The sequence below is a fragment of the Micromonospora pallida genome (genome assembly GCF_900090325.1).
GTDB lineage: Bacteria > Actinomycetota > Actinomycetes > Mycobacteriales > Micromonosporaceae > Micromonospora > Micromonospora pallida.
This window is the reverse complement of sequence record NZ_FMHW01000002.1, coordinates 4,160,730-4,178,576: the sequence shown is the minus strand read 5'-3', so window position 1 is coordinate 4,178,576 and position 17,847 is coordinate 4,160,730. Positions and strand designations below refer to the sequence as shown.

General features: G+C 73.0%; 14 protein-coding genes. 7 read left to right on the top strand and 7 right to left on the bottom strand.

Translation table 11 applies throughout. The features are described 5' to 3' along the window. The first annotated feature begins 327 nt into the window (after positions 1-327). On the top strand, positions 328-2,130 hold the full coding sequence (locus GA0074692_RS17005) for a DUF6311 domain-containing protein (protein WP_425413391.1): 1,803 nt from the start codon (positions 328-330) through the stop codon (positions 2,128-2,130). 94 nt (positions 2,131-2,224) lie between these two features. Here GA0074692_RS17005 and GA0074692_RS17000 read toward each other — a convergent pair whose 3' ends face one another. Next, the gene (locus tag GA0074692_RS17000; RefSeq protein ID WP_091645809.1) at positions 2,225-4,138 is read right to left on the bottom strand and encodes a DUF6311 domain-containing protein; all 1,914 of its coding nucleotides are present in this window, start codon (positions 4,136-4,138) and stop codon (positions 2,225-2,227) included. 117 nt (positions 4,139-4,255) lie between these two features. Here GA0074692_RS17000 and GA0074692_RS16995 point away from each other — a divergent pair, with 117 nt between their 5' ends. Then, positions 4,256-5,551, top strand: a complete 1,296-nt coding sequence (locus GA0074692_RS16995) for an outer membrane protein assembly factor BamB family protein (RefSeq protein WP_091645807.1) — start codon at positions 4,256-4,258, stop codon at positions 5,549-5,551. 100 nt (positions 5,552-5,651) lie between these two features. Here the strand turns inward: GA0074692_RS16995 and GA0074692_RS16990 are convergent, their stop codons facing one another. Next, positions 5,652-6,878, bottom strand: coding sequence for a C39 family peptidase (locus GA0074692_RS16990; RefSeq protein WP_091645806.1), 1,227 nt, complete (start codon positions 6,876-6,878; stop codon positions 5,652-5,654). 153 nt (positions 6,879-7,031) lie between these two features. Here GA0074692_RS16990 and GA0074692_RS16985 point away from each other — a divergent pair, with 153 nt between their 5' ends. From GA0074692_RS16985 to GA0074692_RS34030, 3 genes are all read left to right on the top strand, one after another. Beyond that, the gene (locus tag GA0074692_RS16985; RefSeq protein WP_091645804.1) at positions 7,032-7,700 is read left to right on the top strand and encodes a response regulator transcription factor; all 669 of its coding nucleotides are present in this window, start codon (positions 7,032-7,034) and stop codon (positions 7,698-7,700) included. Continuing rightward, a complete protein-coding gene (locus GA0074692_RS16980) occupies positions 7,697-8,932 on the top strand; it encodes a sensor histidine kinase (RefSeq protein WP_091645801.1) in 1,236 nt (411 codons plus the stop codon). Before GA0074692_RS16985 ends, GA0074692_RS16980 begins: the two co-directional genes overlap by 4 nt. Positions 8,933-9,108: 176 nt before the next feature. Then, positions 9,109-9,492, top strand: coding sequence for a VOC family protein (locus GA0074692_RS34030; protein WP_141725318.1), 384 nt, complete (start codon positions 9,109-9,111; stop codon positions 9,490-9,492). 58 nt (positions 9,493-9,550) lie between these two features. Here the strand turns inward: GA0074692_RS34030 and GA0074692_RS16970 are convergent, their stop codons facing one another. Further along, positions 9,551-10,327 (bottom strand): hypothetical protein, encoded by a 777-nt coding sequence (locus GA0074692_RS16970; RefSeq protein ID WP_141725317.1) that lies wholly within the window; start codon positions 10,325-10,327, stop codon positions 9,551-9,553. Between the two features lie 52 nt (positions 10,328-10,379). On the opposite strand from GA0074692_RS16970, the gene GA0074692_RS34790 reads away from it, so the two are divergent. Then, a complete protein-coding gene (locus GA0074692_RS34790; RefSeq protein ID WP_176738480.1) occupies positions 10,380-10,553 on the top strand; it encodes a hypothetical protein in 174 nt (57 codons plus the stop codon). Positions 10,554-10,606: 53 nt separating this feature from the next. On the opposite strand, the gene GA0074692_RS16965 is transcribed toward GA0074692_RS34790, so the two are convergent. The 4 genes from GA0074692_RS16965 to GA0074692_RS16950 form a co-directional block, all read right to left on the bottom strand. Continuing rightward, positions 10,607-11,329 (bottom strand): hypothetical protein, encoded by a 723-nt coding sequence (locus tag GA0074692_RS16965; protein WP_091645796.1) that lies wholly within the window; start codon positions 11,327-11,329, stop codon positions 10,607-10,609. 170 nt (positions 11,330-11,499) lie between these two features. After that, positions 11,500-13,569: a 3-hydroxyacyl-CoA dehydrogenase NAD-binding domain-containing protein gene (locus GA0074692_RS16960; RefSeq protein WP_091645794.1), complete on the bottom strand. Its 2,070-nt coding sequence runs from the start codon at positions 13,567-13,569 to the stop codon at positions 11,500-11,502. Continuing rightward, positions 13,566-14,789: a thiolase family protein gene (locus GA0074692_RS16955; RefSeq protein WP_091645792.1), complete on the bottom strand. Its 1,224-nt coding sequence runs from the start codon at positions 14,787-14,789 to the stop codon at positions 13,566-13,568. The genes GA0074692_RS16960 and GA0074692_RS16955 overlap by 4 nt, the downstream gene beginning before the upstream one ends. A gap of 190 nt (positions 14,790-14,979) precedes the next feature. Continuing rightward, positions 14,980-16,296 (bottom strand): ribonuclease D, encoded by a 1,317-nt coding sequence (locus tag GA0074692_RS16950; RefSeq protein ID WP_091645790.1) that lies wholly within the window; start codon positions 16,294-16,296, stop codon positions 14,980-14,982. Positions 16,297-16,534: 238 nt separating this feature from the next. On the opposite strand from GA0074692_RS16950, the gene GA0074692_RS16945 reads away from it, so the two are divergent. Further along, complete coding sequence (locus GA0074692_RS16945; protein ID WP_091645788.1) at positions 16,535-17,788, top strand: S1C family serine protease; 1,254 nt, start codon at positions 16,535-16,537, stop codon at positions 17,786-17,788. The last annotated feature ends 59 nt before the right edge of the window (positions 17,789-17,847 follow it).

Genomic DNA, 17,847 nt, shown 5'->3' with positions numbered 1-17,847 from the left:
TCGTCCTGCCCGGTCCGGAAGCCACATGGTACGAGATGTCCGATGGTCCCGAACCGGCGCCTCGGCCGGCCAGGCGTGGGCCGGCCGCCGGCTGTGTGCCGTCCCTCCCCGCGTCGCCGCCGTTTTCGTGGTATTTCTCAGCTCCGGTAGACTCCGCCGACTGTGACGCCTGCCGTGCCTCGTGGGGTATCCACGCTGGAATCCGCCGCCCCTGGCCCGGAGAGCGCCCCGACGGCGGCGACCGGGCAGGTCACCGCCCGGTCCGTCGTCGAACGGCCGCTCGACGGGGGACCTGCCGACGCAGCCCCGGCCGGGGACGACAGGGCGGTGGGCCGGACGGAAGCCGATGCCGCCCCCGATCCCCTGGCGGAGCCCACCGCCGCCCGGCGGCGACGCTGGCCCACCTGGCGGCGCGACCTCGGCGTCTTCGGCTTCTTCCTGCTCACCGCGCTCTGGGTGACCAGCCAGATCTGGGCGGACCCGGCCGGTCGGGTGGCCTCGCTCTACAGCAGCGACCCGGCCCAGGTGCAGTTCTTCCTCGCTCACTCGGTCCGGGTGGTGCTGCACGGCGAGTTCCCGTTCTACACCGAGCAGCTCAACTACCCCGACGGGGTCAATCTGATGGCCAACACGGCCATCCTGGCGCTCGGCATCCCGATGGTGCCGATCACGCTGCTGTTCGGTCCGGCGGTGACCTTCGTGCTGCTGGTCACCCTCGCCCTGGCCGGCACCGCTTCGACCTGGTACTACGTGCTCTCCCGGCACGTCGTCCGGACCCCGCTGGCCGCGCTGGTGGGCGGCTGGTTCTGTGGCTTCTCCCCGGCGATGCTCTCGCACGCCAACTGGCACCCGAACATCATCTCGCAGTGGCTGCTGCCGTTCATCGTCTGGCGGGTGCTGGTCATCACCCGGTCCCGGCGTCCGGTCCGGGACGGGGCGATCCTGGCGCTGCTGGTCACCTGGCAGGCGTTCATCAACGAGGAGATCCTGCTCTTCACCGCCATGGCCTGCGGCATCTTCCTGATCGCCGTGGTGGTCCAGCGGCGGGACCTCTGGTCGACCGCCTGGCGGCCGATGGCGGTGGCGCTCGGGGTCTGCACCCTGGTCGCCGGGTCGCTGCTGGCGTACCCGCTCTACATCCAGTTCGGCGGCCCGATGGCGTACCACGGGCTCAGCGACGCGGTGCGCGACTACGGCAACGACATCGCCGCCTTCGTCACGCCGGGTTCGCCGACCCTCGGCGGCAACGAGCGGGCCAACGCCAACCTGGCCCCCAACTACTCCGAGGAGAACGCCTTCTTCGGCTGGAGCCTGGCGCTGATCACCGCCGGCATCGTGGTGTGGCTGCGCCGGGAGATGATCGTCCGGGCGCTCGCGGTCACCGGCGTCTTCTATGCCGTGCTCTCGCTCGGGGAGCGGATCTCCTGGTGGGACCGGGACCTCTTCACCGGCCCGTGGGAGTGGCTGGTCCGCCTGCCGCTGCTGGACGCGGTGGTGCCGACCCGGTTCGGGATGATCACGACGGTGGTGATCGGCGTACTGCTCGCCGTCGCCGTCGAGCGGGCCTGGACGACGCAACCGTTGGCCCAGCACACCCGTACCCTGGTCGGCGTCGGTCTGATCATGGCGCTGCTGCCGATCGCCCCGATGCCGCTGAAGGTGACCAGCCGCCCGCCGGTGCCGAACTTCATCACCTCCGACCAGTGGCGACGGTACGTCGCAGCGGACCAGACGCTGGTGCCGGTGCCGATCCCGAGCATGGGCAACACCAACGGCATGCGCTGGGCCGCCTCGACCAATCTGGACTTCAAGATCCCCGGCGGCTACTTCCTCGCGCCGCGCAACGGCAACACCGGCGACCCCGGCCGGTTCGGTGGCCGTCCCAACGGGGTGGGCGAGATCCTCCAGGAGGTGGCGACCACCGGCCGGACGTCGCAGCTGACCGATCAGGAGCGTCGTCGAGCCCTGGACGAGCTGCGCTACTGGCGAGCCGCGATCATGGTGCTGCCGGTGGACCAGAAGAACGTCGAACCGCTGCGGCAGACCGTCGAGCAGATCGTCGGTCCGGCCCGGCGGGAACGGGACGTCTGGCTCTGGGACGTCCGCCCGATCACCACCCGCGCCGACTGACCGACCCGCTTAGGTGGTTGCAGGGGACCCTTCCTACCGCATTTTGCCGAGGAAGGGTCCCCTGCAACCACCCAATTCATGGGCCGAGGACGGGTCAGACCCGGTCGCGGACGTCCCAGAGCCATACATCGTCGACCCGGCGGGGCTCGCCGAGCAGACCGGTCACCAGGTCCCGCAGCGCCGCCTCCCGGGGGTGCGCGCCGAGCACCACCACCGAGGCCCGCCAGTAGCGCAGGTCCTCGACGGCCTGGCGGCGGTTCTCGTCGGTCAGCTCCGGCGCCGCGCCCTTGTCCATCGTGGAGTAGATCAGGGTGCTGGTCGGGCGGTTCGGCGCGCCGAAGATGCCCTCGTCGTTCGGGCCGGGGCCGATGAAGTAACCGCCGGGCACCGGGAACTCGTGCTGGGTCAGCGCGCTCCAGCGCAGGGTGGACAGCCCGTGCACGTTGCTCGGGATCGGCACCGGCACCAGGGTCCGTCCCGCCGGCACGTACGGCCGCCAGGCGCCGGAGGTGATGAAGTCCGGCGGCGGGTCGATCGGCTGGGCCGGCAGCGGTCGGGGGACCAGTGGCAGCACCGCCAGCGCCACGGCGGCGTACCCGAGCGGGCGGATCCAGCGCCGCCGGGACGCGCGTGACCCGGCACCGCTCACCTTGGCATCGGTGTCGCCGGCGGCCGCCGGCTCGGCGCTGCTGCCGTCGGTGGCCCGGGCCGGGTCGGCGGCGGGCATCGGGCGGCCGGCGCGGTCGGCAGCGTCCCAGGCCAGTGCAAGCAGCACCCCGACCGCGCCGGTCACCACCAGCGTGAGCCGGGTGGGCATCATCATCTCGACCAGCGGCAGGTCGTCCGGCACGTAGTGCCAGGGACCGTAGACCTCGGTCTCCACCCCGCCCAGCCGGATCCGGGGCCCGAGCGACGCCACGGTGAAGACCGCCACCAGCACCGCGGCGATCCGGGCGGTGAGGGAACGCCGCCAGAGCAGCACGATCGACGCCAGTGTGACGAGCACCACCGGCCAGCCGAACCAGGTGTTCTGCTCGGTCAGCCCGATGGTCTTCTCCACCGCCGGGTCACCGGCCAGGGTGTCCCGGGCGAACGTGACGAAGGCGGCCAGGTCCTCGCCCCAACTGTGGAAAACGCCACCCTGTAGGCCCCGGTAGGACTGCGGGCCGTTGAACTGGAACCAGATCGGGTACGCCGTCAGTACCAGCGCCAGCCCGCCGCCGAGGCCGAGGGCGGCGAGGAAGGCGCCGGCCTGGGCCCGCGCGGACCGCCAGCGCGCCACCGCGTACCCGACCACGATCACCAGGCAGGCCAGCGCGGTGAGCAGCAGCATCTCCTCGTTGATGAAGATCTGGTACGCCACCAGCAGCCCCAGCGCCACTCCGTTGCGCCGCCACCGGCCCGGCTCGCCGAGGCGGAGCACCCGGGCCACGATCAGCGGCAGCAGGAAGTTCGAGACGAAGTTCGGCTGACCGTTGGCGTGGTGGACGACGCCCGGCGCGAACCCGAGGAACGCGCCGCCCACGAACGCCGCCGCGCGGGACCGGACCAGCCGGCGCGAGAGCACCCAGTACGAGGTGGCCGCCGTGGCGGCCAGCGCCCCGCCCAGGTAGAGGGCGTAGACCACCTGCGGGCCGAGCAGCATGGTCAGCGGCGCCAGCGGCAGCGTCACCCCGAGCAGCGAGGTGTTCGCCATCATGTTCACCCCGTCCGGGGCGTTCTGCCGGGCCGAGAAGAGCGGGTTCTCCAGGTGGCGCACGGAGTACGCGCCATGCGAGAAGAGCCACTCGAACCAACTGTGGTCGGTGGGCAGGTGCGAGGAGACCCGGTTCTCGACGTCGACCCAGTAGTTCAGGCACACGAGGACGCCGAGGAGCACGTACGCCCCGACGGCCAGGACGTCGACACGGACGGACCGACCGGCCGCCGGCCGGGTGCGTTCCGGCAGGTCGGCCGCAGCGGACACGGACGCGGACTTCAACGAGGGGTCTACCACCGGCACAGCCACGACGCGCCATCGTACGCGAGGGCCTTGTCGCATTTGCCGGGCCGGTGCGCGTAACGGGCCCCATCCGTGAAGGTTTACTGCCCCGGTGGCGGCGGGCGCGACGCGGGGAGGGACCGGATGGCGCTGATCGATCTGGGTGAGTTGCGCGACGAGCCCGGACCGGATCTGACCATGCGGCGCCGGCCCGGCACGGGGCGACGATGGCGGGTCGGACTGGTGTTCGTCCTCGTCCTGACCACCCTCGGCCCGGCGGTGCCGGCGCCCCGGCGGGCGTCGACCACGGTGCCCGCCCGGAGCGGTTCCGAGGCGTTCCTCGTCGGTGACCAGTTCCTGGTGGTCGGACCGCCCACCGACGGCGGGCGCGGCGACCGGGACCTGACCGCCTACGACCTGCCCGGCGACGGGCCACCACCGTCGACGCTGCGTCGACGGTGGCGGGTGACAGTGCCGGGCGTCTCGCGTTTCTGGCCCGTGACGGCCGTCGACCGGGTGCTGTTGATCGTCAGCAACCGCGGCGGGCCAGCCGGCCACCTCACTGTGGCCCTGGACACGGCCACCGGGCGGGAACGCTGGCGGCAGGCCGGCTCGCCGATGCTCACCGAGGGCGGCGCGGTGCTGTTGACGGCCCCCGTCGAGGAGGGGGGCCAGGTGGCCCGCGTGGTGGACCCGGCGACCGGGACGGCCCGCTGGTCGGTGCCGACGAAACCGGGCCGGACCGACTTCCGCTTCGCCGACCAGGGCGTCGACCGGGTGGTGCGGACTCTGCCGTCGGGGCGGGTCGAGGTTCGCGACGCCGACTCCGGCCGGGTGCTGGCCGACGAGCAGGTCCGCCCCGGCGGACAGGCCGCCGGGGAACGCGGCCAGGTGGTCGGCGACCTGTTGGTGGTCCTCCGGGACGACCCACCCACGGTGGACGCGTACGGGCTGGACCGGCTGATCCGGCACTGGACGGTCAGCGGACCGGCGGTGTCGTACCTCAGCTCCTGCGGTGTCGCGCTCTGCGTCTGGGAACAGACCGGCGGGTTACGGGTGCTGGACCGGGCGACCGGCCGGACCGCCTGGAGCGATCGCCGGTGGATGGGGGCCTTTCCGGTCGGCGACCGGCTGGTGGCGACCACGTCGGCCGGCCTGACCCGGGAGCAGATCTTTCTGCTGGACCTCGCGACCGGCCGGGTGCTGGCCGATCTGGGCAGTTGGAACGGGGTACAGACGCCGATCGGCGGCAGGCCGCCGGTGGCCTCCCGGCAGATCCGGGACCGGGGACTGCTGGTCGCCGAGTTCGACGTCGAGGCCGGGCGGCCCCGGATCCTGGACGTGCTGCCCGGCGACTACGCCGACTGCCGGTTCCACCCGGACCTGCTGCTCTGCCAGCGGCTCGACGGGTCCTTCCAGCTCTCGTGGCTGTCCGACTGACCCGGCCGTCGGCCGGGGCCCGGCTGCGGAATCCGTACCGGCCGAGCGCGCCGGTCGGGCGTGGCGGGACGGCCACGACGCGGTTGACCGGGCCGGCGGGTCACCAGTTCGGCTGCGCGGGCGGGGGCGGCAGCGGCACCGACGGTGGGTGGATGACGTACACCATCCCGCCGCTGCCCCGTTGCCAGGCTGCCGTGAAGCGGTGGCGGTCGACGGTGCGGCGCACCCCGGCGTCGTCCGAGGCGTACGGGTCGTTGAGGACCGGATCACCGTTGGACGTGAAGCCGACCAGCACGATCAGGTGTCCCTTGGTGTCGTAGTCGAGACCGGGCACGTCACCGTTACGGAACGCGGCGGAGACCACCAGCGGCACCCCGGCGGCGACGAACCGTTCCGCCTCGGCCAGCGACCGCAGCCGGGTGACGAAGGCGTCCATCCCGTACCGGCCGGCGTAGGCGGTGTTGAAGGGCCAGTTCCCCGCGCCCCGGTAGGCGTGGTCGTAGCAGTGCCGGGCAGCGTGGTCGACCTCCGGACGGGGATCGGCCGGGTCCACCCAGGCGTACTCGCCCGGCGTGGGACCGGCACCCCAGTACGCCAGCACCATCGCCGTGCAGGTGGGGCTGCACCAGGAGTCCCCACCGCCACCCCAGTGGGGGTAGTGCCCGGCGTGCAGCCGCTGGGAGAAGGCCGGCACCGCCAGCACCCTGCCCCGCGCCGCCGACTCGTCCGGCTCCGCGTCCGCGCCGATGGCTCCGCCGCCCGTCGGGCGGGGGCCGGAGGCAACCGCGCCGATCGTCCGCAGCGTCGGCCCGAGGGCGGCGCCCACCGGGCGGGCCAGGGTCACCCGGACCTGCCAGCCGGTCGGCTCCGCGCCGGTCACCACCAGGGTGTCGGCGTCCACCTCCGCCTGCCCGTCCCGCTGCCCGGGCACCGAGGTAGGCCGGATCCCCTCGTCGCCGGCAGCCCAGCGGGCCAGGACGTACCAGCCGGTGACCGGCGCGTCGTCGGCCCAGCCGCACACCTCCACCTGGAGCCAGCAGCCGGCCGGGGTGTCGGCGGTCCAGGAGGGGACCACCTGGTGGACGCCGAACCCGACCCGCACCGGTGGCGAGACCCAGCTGCCCACGTCGTACCGGGCGTGGGCGTCGGTGTGCGGGTCGGTGTACTCCAGCCGGGACGGCGAGCCGTCCAGGACGAGCCCGGCGTCGTCGGGCCGTACGCCGAGCGCCGTGCCGTCGTCGAGGTCGGCGGGGAACCGGAAGCCCCGGTAGACGACGTCCCGTCCCTGCCCAGCGTCGGTCATCGCGGTCCCGATCCAGGTAGACATATTTCGTGCAGCATCGCCTACCCGAAGGTTATTTGCAATGACCCGGGACGGCCGCCGAGCAATGGCCCGGGACGGCCGCCGACGGGTGGCCGGCCGGCCCCACGTTTGGCCGCCGCCACTAGGTTGTGGTGGGCAGCAGCGAGGAGGCCGGGGATGCGGGTACTGGTGGTCGAGGACGAGCGCAACCTCGCCGACGCGATCGCGCGGGGGCTACGACGGAAGGGCATGGCGGTCGACGTCGCCTACGACGGTGACAGCGGCCACGAGATGGCCTTCGTCACCCGGTACGACGTGGTCATCCTCGACCGCGACCTGCCCGGCGTGCACGGCGACCAGATCTGCGCCGACCTGGCCGCCTCCGGCACCCTCACCCGGGTGCTCATGCTCACCGCCAGCGGCACCGTGTCGGACCGGGTGGAGGGCCTCCAGCTCGGCGCCGACGACTACCTGCCGAAGCCGTTCGCCTTCGACGAGCTGGTCGCCCGGGTCCAGGCGCTCGGCCGGCGGGCGACCCCGCCCCAGCCGCCGGTGTTGGAACTGGCCGACCTGGTGCTCGACCCGGCCCGGCGGGTGGTCACCCGGGGCGGGTCGCCGGTCGACCTGACCAACAAGGAGTTCGGCGTCCTCTGCGAACTGCTCAAGGCCCGGGGCGCGGTGGTCTCCAGCGAGGAACTGCTGGAACGGGTCTGGGACGCCAACACCGACCCGTTCACCACCATCGTCCGGGTCACCGTGATGACCCTGCGCAAGAAGCTCGGCGACCCGCCGCTGATCGAGACGGTGGTGGGTGCCGGCTACCGGACGCCCGGAGACCTGTCATGACCCTCTACCTCACCCGCCGCCCCCGGCTGCGTCCCACCCTGCGGCTGCGCCTGACCCTGCTCAACGGCATCCTGCTGATCGGCGCGGGGGCGATCCTCGTCCTGCTGGCCTGGCTGCTGGTGCGCGACGCGCTGCGCCCGACCGACGAACTGCTCCCCGGCACGACCGTGCTGCTCGCCGACGGCCGACGGCTGGACGCCGGGCAGTGGCAGCGCCAACTGGTCGACGCCGCGTCCCGGGAACTGCTCGCCAAGGGGCTGGTCGCCCTGCTGGCGATCAGCGTCGTCGGGGTGGCCGGGGCGTACGCCGTCGCGGGGCGGGCGCTGCGCCCGCTGCACCAGGTCACCTCCACCGCCCGTCGCCTCGGCGAGGCCACCCTCGACCAGCGCATCGGCTACTCCGGCGCGGACGACGAGGTGGCCGAGCTGGCGAAGACCTTCGACGCCATGCTGGACCGGATCGCCGGGGCGTTCGAGGCGCAGAAGCGGTTCGTCGCCAACGCCTCGCACGAGCTGCGTACGCCGCTGGCGGTCATGCGTACCGAGATCGACGTGACGCTCACCGACGACGAGGCCGACGTCGCCGAGTTCCGCCGGATGGCCACCGTCGTCCGGGACGCCTCGGAGCGGGCCAACGGCCTGGTCGACGCGCTGCTGGTGCTGGCCCGCAGCGAGGCCCAGGCGGGTCGTCGACTCGGCCGCAAGAGCGAATGCGACCTGGCCGACGGCACCGCCGCCGCGCTCTCGGCGGTCCGCCGGGAGATGGAGCGGATCAAGCTACAGGTGGAGACCGAGTTGGAGCCAGCCCCGGTGGTCGGCGACCCGGGTCTGCTCGGTCGGCTCGCCGGCAACCTGGTCGAGAACGCAGTGCGCTACAACCACCTGCACGGTCGACTCTCGGTGCGGACCGGCTCCGACGGGCGCGAGTCGTGGCTGGTGGTCGGCAACACCGGCTTCGAGGTGGACCAGGCGGACGTGCCGGGTCTGTTCGAGCCGTTCCGCCGTGGCGGGCGCGAACGGACCGGGGCACGCGGCTCCGGGCTCGGGCTCTCCATCGTCCGGGCGGTCTGCGACGCGCACGGCGGCAGTGTCCGGGTTCTCGCCCAGCCGGGCGGCGGCCTGGAGGTCACCGTGACCCTGCCCGCGGCGGACGCCACCCCGGTGGTCACCGCCACCGCCGTGGTCACCACCGCCGCCCTGCCGGGCGCCGGGGCCGCCGCGACGGCCGACTGACGCCAGCGGTAATTCGTTTGCGCCGGTCAGGGCGGGCCTGGCATGATCGTCCGGTCAGCCCGAGCAGGGAAGGGAGGTGCGGTCGATGTCCATCATTTTCGTTCCCGCGCCTCGCCGCCGGCACCGCTGACAGTCCACTCACGCGGGGCGCGTTCCATCCTCGTACGGAGGAAACCGTGAGTTCAGGAATTCGCAGCGTCACCATCGACTGCCACGACACCTACGTCCTCGCCGGGTTCTGGGCCGAGGTCTACGGCTGCTCTCGCCGGCCCGACGACTTGCCCGGGGACCCGGAGGCGATGCTGCTGCCGTCGGGCGGCCCGATGACGCTCTTCGTGCAGGTGCCGGAGGGCAAGACTGTCAAGAACCGGATGCACGTCTGCCTGGAGCCGGCCGACCGGGACCGGGACGCCGAGGTGGAGCGCCTGCTCGCCCTCGGCGCGACCCAGGTCGACGACCAGCGCCGGCCGGACGGCACCGGCTGGGTCGTCCTCGCCGACCCGGAGGGCAACGAGTTCTGCGTAGAGCGCAGCGCCGCCGAGCGGGCCGCGACGGCCTGACCCGGGGACGCGAGGGGGCCCCTCCCGCCCGGGAGGAGCCCCCTCGCGTCGACGCGACTCAGTCGCGCTGCTCGATGGCGGCGCGGATGGCAGCGAACTCCCTCTCGACCTCCTTGCCGGTCTTGGAGAAGCCGATGACCATGCCGAGGCTGCCCCGGTCGGCCCACAGGCAGAAGCCGAGCCCGACATCCTCGGCGGAGCCGTCGCCGCACTTGGCGATGCCGCCCAGCGGGCCCGGCCCTACGGTGACCACGACGCCGGCCTCGAACTCCGCGGAGACGCCCCTGAGCGCGGCGTCCAGCTCCTCCTCCGGTTGGTCGATCAGAGCGGACAGCCCGACAACCAGGACCACGTCGCCCTTCGCCATGTCACCGTAGACGCCGACGACCGTGTTGGTCGCCTGCGGCACGTTCCTGACGATCTCGGCCCTGATCTCCTCCACCATGACCACCGCGTCCGGATCGGTGATCCTGGGCCGGCCGTTGAGCGTCTCCGGGGCGACCACCCGCGTCCCGGTGGCCTCCACGACCTCGCCGACGTCATCCTTGACGGTGGCCCAGACGGCGATGCCGCCGCCGACGCAGAGCACCAGCACCACGGCGAGGACGATCAGCAGGACCCTGCCGACGCCGGACTTCTTCGGCGGCGGCGGGAAACCAGCCGCCGGGTCGGTCCTGTACGGCTGGCCGGGCGCGCCGGACGGGGGACTGGCAGCGCCGGACTCCGGTTGGGGGGTGGCCGCGCCGGACTCCGGCTGGAGGGTGGCAGGGCCGGACCCCGGCTGGGGCATGGCAGAGCCGGACTCCGGCTGCGGGGGGTGGTGCGGCTGGGACATCGATGCTCCAGATCGGAGGAACGGACGCGTGATCCTAACCAGGTGTGCCGGGATGACCGTTATCCAGGCGGGACGCTCCCCGTCGGGCAGCCGGGGTGACGGTGGCGACTCGCGGTGCCGTTCACCCGGGCCGCAGCACGGTCGTCCGACCAGCGGGCAGGGACGTGACCTGGCCGATCCGGAGGGCGACGGGACCAGCGCCGCCGAGCGGGCCGCGACGGCCTGACCCGGAACGCGACGGGGCCCCTCCCGCACGGAAGGGGCCCCTTTGTCGACGACTCAGTCGCGCTGCACGATGGCGCTACGGATGGAGGCGAACTCCGCCTCCGCCTCCTTGCCGCTCTTGAAGTAGAGGATGACCACGCCGAGGCTGCCCCGGTCGGCCCAGAGGCAGATACCGACCTTCTCGCCCTCGGCGTTGCCGTCGCCGCACTTGGCCTCACCGCCGAGCGCCCCCGAGTCCACGGCCGTCATGGTGGTGGCGCCGAACTCCGTGGCGAAGGTGCTGACCATGTCGTCCAGCTCCTGCTTCGGGTCGGCGATCAGGCCGGAGACCCCGACGATCATGGCCAGGTCCTTGGCCGGATCGCCGTAGAACGCGCCGACCGTGCTGGTCGCCTCCGGCACGTCCTTCTTGACCTCGGCGGCCATCGTCTCCGACGCGGTCACCAGCCCCGGGTCGGTGGCCTTGGGCCGGCCGTTGAGCGTCTCCGGGGCGACCACCCGGGTCTTGGTGGCCTCGACGACGTCGCCGACGTCGTCCTTGACCGTGGCCCAGATGGCGATGCCGCCGCCGACGCAGAGCACCAGCACCACGGCGAGGACGATCAGCAGGACCTTGCCGGCACCGGACTTCTTCTTCGGCGCCTCCGGCGGCGGGAACCCGGCGCCCACCGGGGCACCGCCGTACGACTGGCCGGTGCTGTAGTCCGGCTGCGCGCCGGGCGACTGGGGGTGGGCGGAGCCGTACTCCGGCTGCGGGGGGTGGTGCGGCTGGGACATCGATGCTCCAGATCTGAGGATTGGACGCGTGATGGTAACCAGGTGCACCGACATGACCGTTGCCCCGATGGGCCGCTCCACCGTCCGGCGGCCGGGACGTACCTCGCCGAACGAACGGGGGTCGACACGCCGTGACGACGTGTCGACCCCCGGTGGTCGTACTGCGGGAATCAGGCGGGCAGGCTCGCGGCTCCGGGCGGGAGGAACCGCGCCCCGGTGACCCGCTCCGAGGTGCCGGTCCGGTCCAGGTACGGCGTCACACCGCCCAGGTGGAACGGCCAGCCGGCGCCGAGGATCATGCACAGGTCGATGTCCTGCGCCTCGGCGACGACGCCCTCGTCGAGCATCAGCCGGATCTCCTGCGCCAGCGCGTCCAACGCGTTGCGCCGGACCTCCTCGGCGGTCAGCGGCGCGTCCCCGACCACCAGCAGCTTCGCCACCTCGGGATTCACCTCGTCGTCCACCACGACCGGCTGGCCCGACTCGGCGATCCGCTTGAGGTTGTCGCTCACCGCGAACCGCTCCGGGAAGGCCGCGTGCAGGGTGCCGCCCACGTGGTGGGCGACCGCCGGCCCGACGAGTTGGAGCAGGGCCAGCGGACGCATCGGGAGACCCAGCGGGTCCAGCGCGCTGTCCGCCACCTCCAGCGGGGTACCCGCGTCCACGGCCGTGAAGATCTCCCCGAGGAAGCGGGTCAACAGCCGGTTCACCACGAACGCCGGCGCGTCCTTCACCAGCACGCAGGACTTCCGCAGCTGCTTGCCGACGGCGAACGCGGTGGCCAGGCTGGCGTCGTCGGTCCGCTCGCCCCGGACGATCTCCAGCAGCGGCAGCACCGCCACCGGGTTGAAGAAGTGGAAGCCGACCACCCGCTCGGGGTGCTCCAGGTCGGCGGCCATCGCGGTCACCGAGAGCGAGGAGGTGTTGGTGGCGAGCACCGCCTCCGGCGAGACGATCTTCTCCAGCTCGGCCCAGACCTGCTTCTTGACGCCCAGGTCCTCGAAGACCGCCTCGATGACGAAGTCCGCATCGGCGAAGACGCTCTTGTCGACCGAGCCGGAGACCAGGCCGTACAGCTTGGCGGCCGTGCCCTTGTCCATCCGGCCCTTGGTGACCTGCTTCTCGATCTGCGCGTGCACGTAGGCGACGCCCTTGTCCACCCGGGACTGGTCCAGGTCGGTCAGCACCACCGGCACCTGGAGGCGGCGGGCGAACAGCAGCGCGAGCTGGCTGGCCATCAGACCGGCCCCGACGATGCCGACCTTGGTGACCTCGCGGGCCAGGCCCTTGTCCGGCGCGCCGGCCGGGCGCTTGGCCCGCCGCTGCACCAGGTCGAACGCGTACAGGCCGCTGCGCAACTCCTCGGAGAAGACCAGGTCGGCCAGGGCCTCGTCCTCGGCGGTGGTGCCGGCGGCGAAGTCGGTCTCCTTGGCCAGGGCGAGCAGCTCCAGGGCCTTGTTCGTGGCCGGTACCGCGCCGTGCAGCCGCTGGTCGAGGGCCTGCCGGGCGAAGAAGAGCACCCCGTCCCACATCTCCCGGTCGATCTCCGGCCGGGCCACGGTGATCTCGCCGGCCACCACGCGGGCGGCCCATTCCAGGGACCGCTCGAGGAAGTCGGCCGGCTCCAGCAGTACGTCGGCGATGCCCAGCTCGGCGGCCTGCTTCGGCCTGAGCATCTTGTTCTGCATCAACGGGTTCTGGATGATCACCTGAGTGGCGGCCGGGATGCCGATCAGGTTCGGCAGGAGCTGGGTGCCGCCCCAACCGGGGACCAGCCCGAGCGACACCTCGGGCAGCGCCAGGGCCGCCGCGCCGCCGGAGAGCGTCCGGTAGTGACAGTGCAGCGCCAACTCCAGGCCGCCGCCCATCGCCGCGCCGTTGACGAAGGCGAAGGTCGGGACGTCGCTGTCCTTGAGCCGGGCGAAGACCCGGTGGCCGAGCCGGCCGATCTCGAGCGCCTGCTCCCGGTCGGCGATCTGCGGCAGGCTGACCAGGTCCGCGCCCACACAGAAGATGTACGGCTTCCCGGTGACCGCGACGAACGAGGGGTTCGCCGCCAGCGCGGCGGTGATCGCCTCGTCCAGGCTGGTCAGCCCGCCCGGACCGAGGGTGTTCGGCTTGGTGTGGTCGAAGCCGTTGTCGAGGGTGATCAGGGCGGCCGGCCGGTCCAGGCCCGGCACGTTCACCTGGCGCAGCAGCGCCTTCGTGACCACCTCGTTCGCTGCGGCGAGCGTGCTCACTTGTCTCCACCCTCCCGCTGAGCCTGCTGGCTGGACCCCGTCCAGTGTGGGTTCTCCCAGATGACCGTGCCGCCCATGCCGATGCCGATGCACATGGCGGTGAGGCCGTAACGGACCTCGGGGTGCTCGGCGAACTGCCGGGCGAGCTGGGTCATCAGCCGCACACCCGAGGAGGCGAGCGGGTGGCCGATGGCGATCGCGCCGCCCCACGGGTTGACCCGGGGGTCGTCGTCGGCGATGCCGAAGTGGTCGAGGAAGGCGAGCACCTGCACGGCGAACGCCTCGTTCAGCTCGAACAGCCCGATGTCGTCGATGCCCAGGCCGGCGATCCGCAGCGCCTTCTCCGTCGAGGGGATCGGGCCGTACCCCATCACCTCGGGCTCCACGCCGACGAAGCCGTACGACACCAGCCGCATGGCGACCGGCAGTCCCAGTTCACGGGCGGTGGACTCGGCCGCGATCAGGCTGGCGGTGGCACCGTCGTTCAGCCCGGCGGCGTTGCCCGCGGTGACCTTGCCGTGCGGGCGGAACGGGGTCTTCAGGGTGGCGAGCTTCTCCAGGGAGGTGTCCCGGGGCGCCTCGTCCACCGTGGCCAGCCCCCAGCCGCCCTCCTCGTCGCGCACCGCGACGGGAACCAGGTCGGGCTGGAGCTTGCCGTTGGCGTACGCCTTGGCGGTCTTCTGCTGCGAGGCCAGCGCGTACGCGTCGGCGCGCTCCTTGGTGACGTGCGGGACCCGGTCGTGCAGGTTCTCCGCGGTGGCGCCCATCACCAGCGCGGACGGGTCGACCAGCTTCTCGGCGAGGATGCGCGGGTTCGGGTCGACGCCCTCGCCCATCGGGTGCCGCCCCATGTGCTCCACGCCGCCGGCGATGGCGACGTCGTACGCGCCCATGGCGATGCCACCGGCGACGGTGGTCACCGCCGTCATCGCGCCGGCGCACATCCGGTCGATGGCGTAGCCGGGCACGGTCTTCGGCAGGCCGGACAGCAGGGCGGCCGTCCGGCCGATGGTCAGGCCCTGGTCGCCGATCTGGGTGGTGGCGGCGATGGCCACCTCCTCGACCCGCTCCGGCGGCAGTTGCGGGTTACGTCGCAGCAGTTCCCGGACGCAGCGGATGACCAGGTCGTCGGCGCGGGTGTTGGCGTACATGCCACCCGCCTTGCCGAACGGGGTGCGGACGCCGTCGACGAAGACGACATCCCGAACTTCACGGGGCACTTGAGCCTCCTTGCACGGGCGTGGTCCCTCGCATGCTACTCACCAGTAACCATGCGTGCCTGTACCCCCTGTGTGTCCCACACCACACCCACCCCGGGTCCGAGGGTGGGTGTGGTGGCCGCCGGGGCGACCGTGGACCGCTACTACGCGCTGATGGTCGGCGGCTCCGAGGAGCACGCCGGGCCCGCCGTCACGGTGGGGGCAGGACGGTGGCCAGCTCCGACACCAGCAGGCCGAGCTGCCAGGGGCGTGCGCCGTACCCGCGCAGGGTCTCGGCGACGCTCTCCTCGGTGATCTCGTCCGGCGGGGTCCAGGCCAGCCGGCGGATCGAGTCCGGCGCGATCAGGTTCTCGGGCGGCAGACGGTGCGCACCGGCGATGCGGACCACCACCTCCCGGCACCGGGCCAGCCGCGCGGCGGCCACCGGATCCCGTTCCGCCCAGCGGTGCGGTGGGGGCGGACCCTCCACCGCCGGGCTGACCGGGAGCGCGTCCTCGGGCAACTGCCGGGCGTCCTCCAGGGCGGTCAGCCAGGTGCGGGCCAGCCGGCGTACCGACCGGCCGCCGAAGCCGGGCAGGGTGAGCAGCGTCTTCTCGTCCTTTGGGTCCAGCTCGGCGGCGGCGATGATCGCCGAGTCGGGCAGCACCCGCCCGGGGGCGGCGTCCCGGCGGGCGGCGATCTGGTCGCGGGCGTACCACATCGACCGGACCCGCGCCTGGGCCCGCGCCCCGCGCAGCCGGTGGATGCCCGAGGTACGCCGCCACGGCTCGGCCCGCACCCGGGGCGGACGCGCCCCGGCGGCCACCAGTGCGGCGAACTCCTCCGCGGCCCACTCCTGCTTGCCCTGCCGTGCCAGCTCGGCGGCGAGCGCGTCGCGCAGGTCGACCAGGAGTTCGACGTCCAGGGCGGCGTAGGTCAGCCAGGACTCGGGCAGCGGCCGACTCGACCAGTCCGCCGCCGAGTGGTGCTTCTCGAGGGTGTAACCCAGCAGGAGCTCGGTCAGTGCGGCGAGACCCACCCGCTCGAACCCGGCCAGCCGCGCGGCCAGTTCGGTGTCGAACAGCCGGCGTGGGCGCAACCCCAGCTCGGCCAGGCAGGGCAGGTCCTGGCTGGCCGCGTGGAGCACCCACTCGGCCGAACCGATCACCGCGTCGAGGCTGGACAGGTCGGGTAGGGGCAACGGGTCGACCAGGACTGTGCCGGCACCGGTCCGGCGTAGTTGTACGAGGTAGGCGCGCTGGCTGTAGCGGTATCCGGACGCGCGTTCCGCGTCGATGGCCACCGGTCCGGTGCCCGCCGCGAACCGGGCGACCACCTCGGCCAACTCCCGCGATGTGGCCACCGGCGGGGGTGTGCCCTCCCGGGGCGCGGTCAGTGGTACGGGCGTTTCGGTGGCTGCTTCGGTCCCCGCGTCCGCCGGCTCCGGCGCGGCCGACGGCGAGTGCTGCGGCTCGTTTCCCGGTCGGCGTTCGGCGGCCCGACGGCGCAGGGGTGGTTCGTCGGTCACCTGACAACCCTAGTGCGCGCCGCGATCCGGTGCGCGGAGCCTCCTCCGGCGCGTGTCGGTGGCCGCCTCGGTACCGCTGCGCCGAAGCGGCCGGTACCGCTGCGCGGAAGCGCCCTGGTACCGCTGCGCGGAAGCTGGACAACAGGGGAGACAATGTCGTTCGGGGCCGGTACGGTCCATCGAGCCCACCGCCCTCCGGGGCTGCGGGCACGCGCGACGGGGGAGGACGGGGCAAATCATGACGGCGGGGTACGGGTCACAGGACGGTGGACCGGTCGGGCCGGCACCCGGATCCGGTGACCAGGGTGGTCGACCGGGTCCGCTGCCACCACGAATGGAACCGCCCCGGACGGCGGTGGGCGGCTGGCCGGCGCCGCCGGCTCCGGGTGCTCCGGTGCCCCACCAGCCACCTGGGGGCACGATCCACCCGGGTGCCCCGGCGCCCGGGCAGCCGAGCGTCGGCCCCGCCCACCCGGGCGCCCCGGCGGCGCCCGCGCCGGTGGCCGGGTTCGCCGCCGCGCCGGCGCCGCCCGCAGTGCCCGCCCCCCGGAACACCTGGCCCGCAGCCCCCGAGACCGGGCAGCCGACGTCCCAGCCGTACCCGGCGGCCGGCCAGCCGGCCCCGGCGGCCTGGTCGCCCGGCCAGCCGCCGGCGGCCGGCGGCCCGGCCTTCCCGGGCACCACCCCCTACCCCGGTGACGCCACCGGTCGTCCGCGCTCCGGCTGGCTGCCCCGCGCGGCCCTGCTGCTGGCGCTGGTGCTGGTCCTGGTCTCCGGCGTGCAGGCGTACCAGATCCACGTGCTCAACGACCGGCTCGGCGACACCCGCCGCGACCTCGCCAGCACCCAGGACCAGGACGGCGTCCGCCTCGACGGCCTCGAGCAGCGGGCGGAGGAGCTGGAGAAGCAGGCCGGCACGGTGTTCGACCCGGAGTCGATCGCCGCGGCGGTGCTGCCCAGCGTGTTCCGGGTCAAGGCCGGCCCGGCCACCGGCACCGCGTTCGCCGTCGGCAAGCCCAACTCCGAGGGCGGGGCGAACCTCTTCACCAACTACCACGTGGTCGAGTCGGTCTGGGAGAGCGGTGGGCGCGAGGTGTTCCTGGAGCGCACCGACCAGCGTTTCCCGGCCACCATCGTCAAGGTCGACGAGGAGAACGACGTCGCCCACCTGCGGACGGCCGCCAAGTTCACCGGGCTGGTCGCCGCCCCCACGCCGGTCAAGTCCGGGCAGCAGATCGTCGTCGTCGGCGCGCCGCTCGGCCTCACCGACAGCGTCACCACCGGCGTGGTGAGCGCCTTCCGTAAGGCGGAGAACGGCTCGGGCGACATGATCCAGTTCGACGCCCCGATCAACCCCGGCAACTCCGGTGGCCCCGTCATCAACGGCGCCAAGCAGGTGGTCGGCATCGCCACCGCCAAGGCCCGCGACGCCGAGGGCATCGGTCTGGCCGTGCCGATCAAGACCGCGTGCGACGGCTTCGACATCTGCTGACCGGTCCACCACCGCACCTCGTACCCGCCCGGTTCGCCCGTCAGCCCGAGGCGGACCAG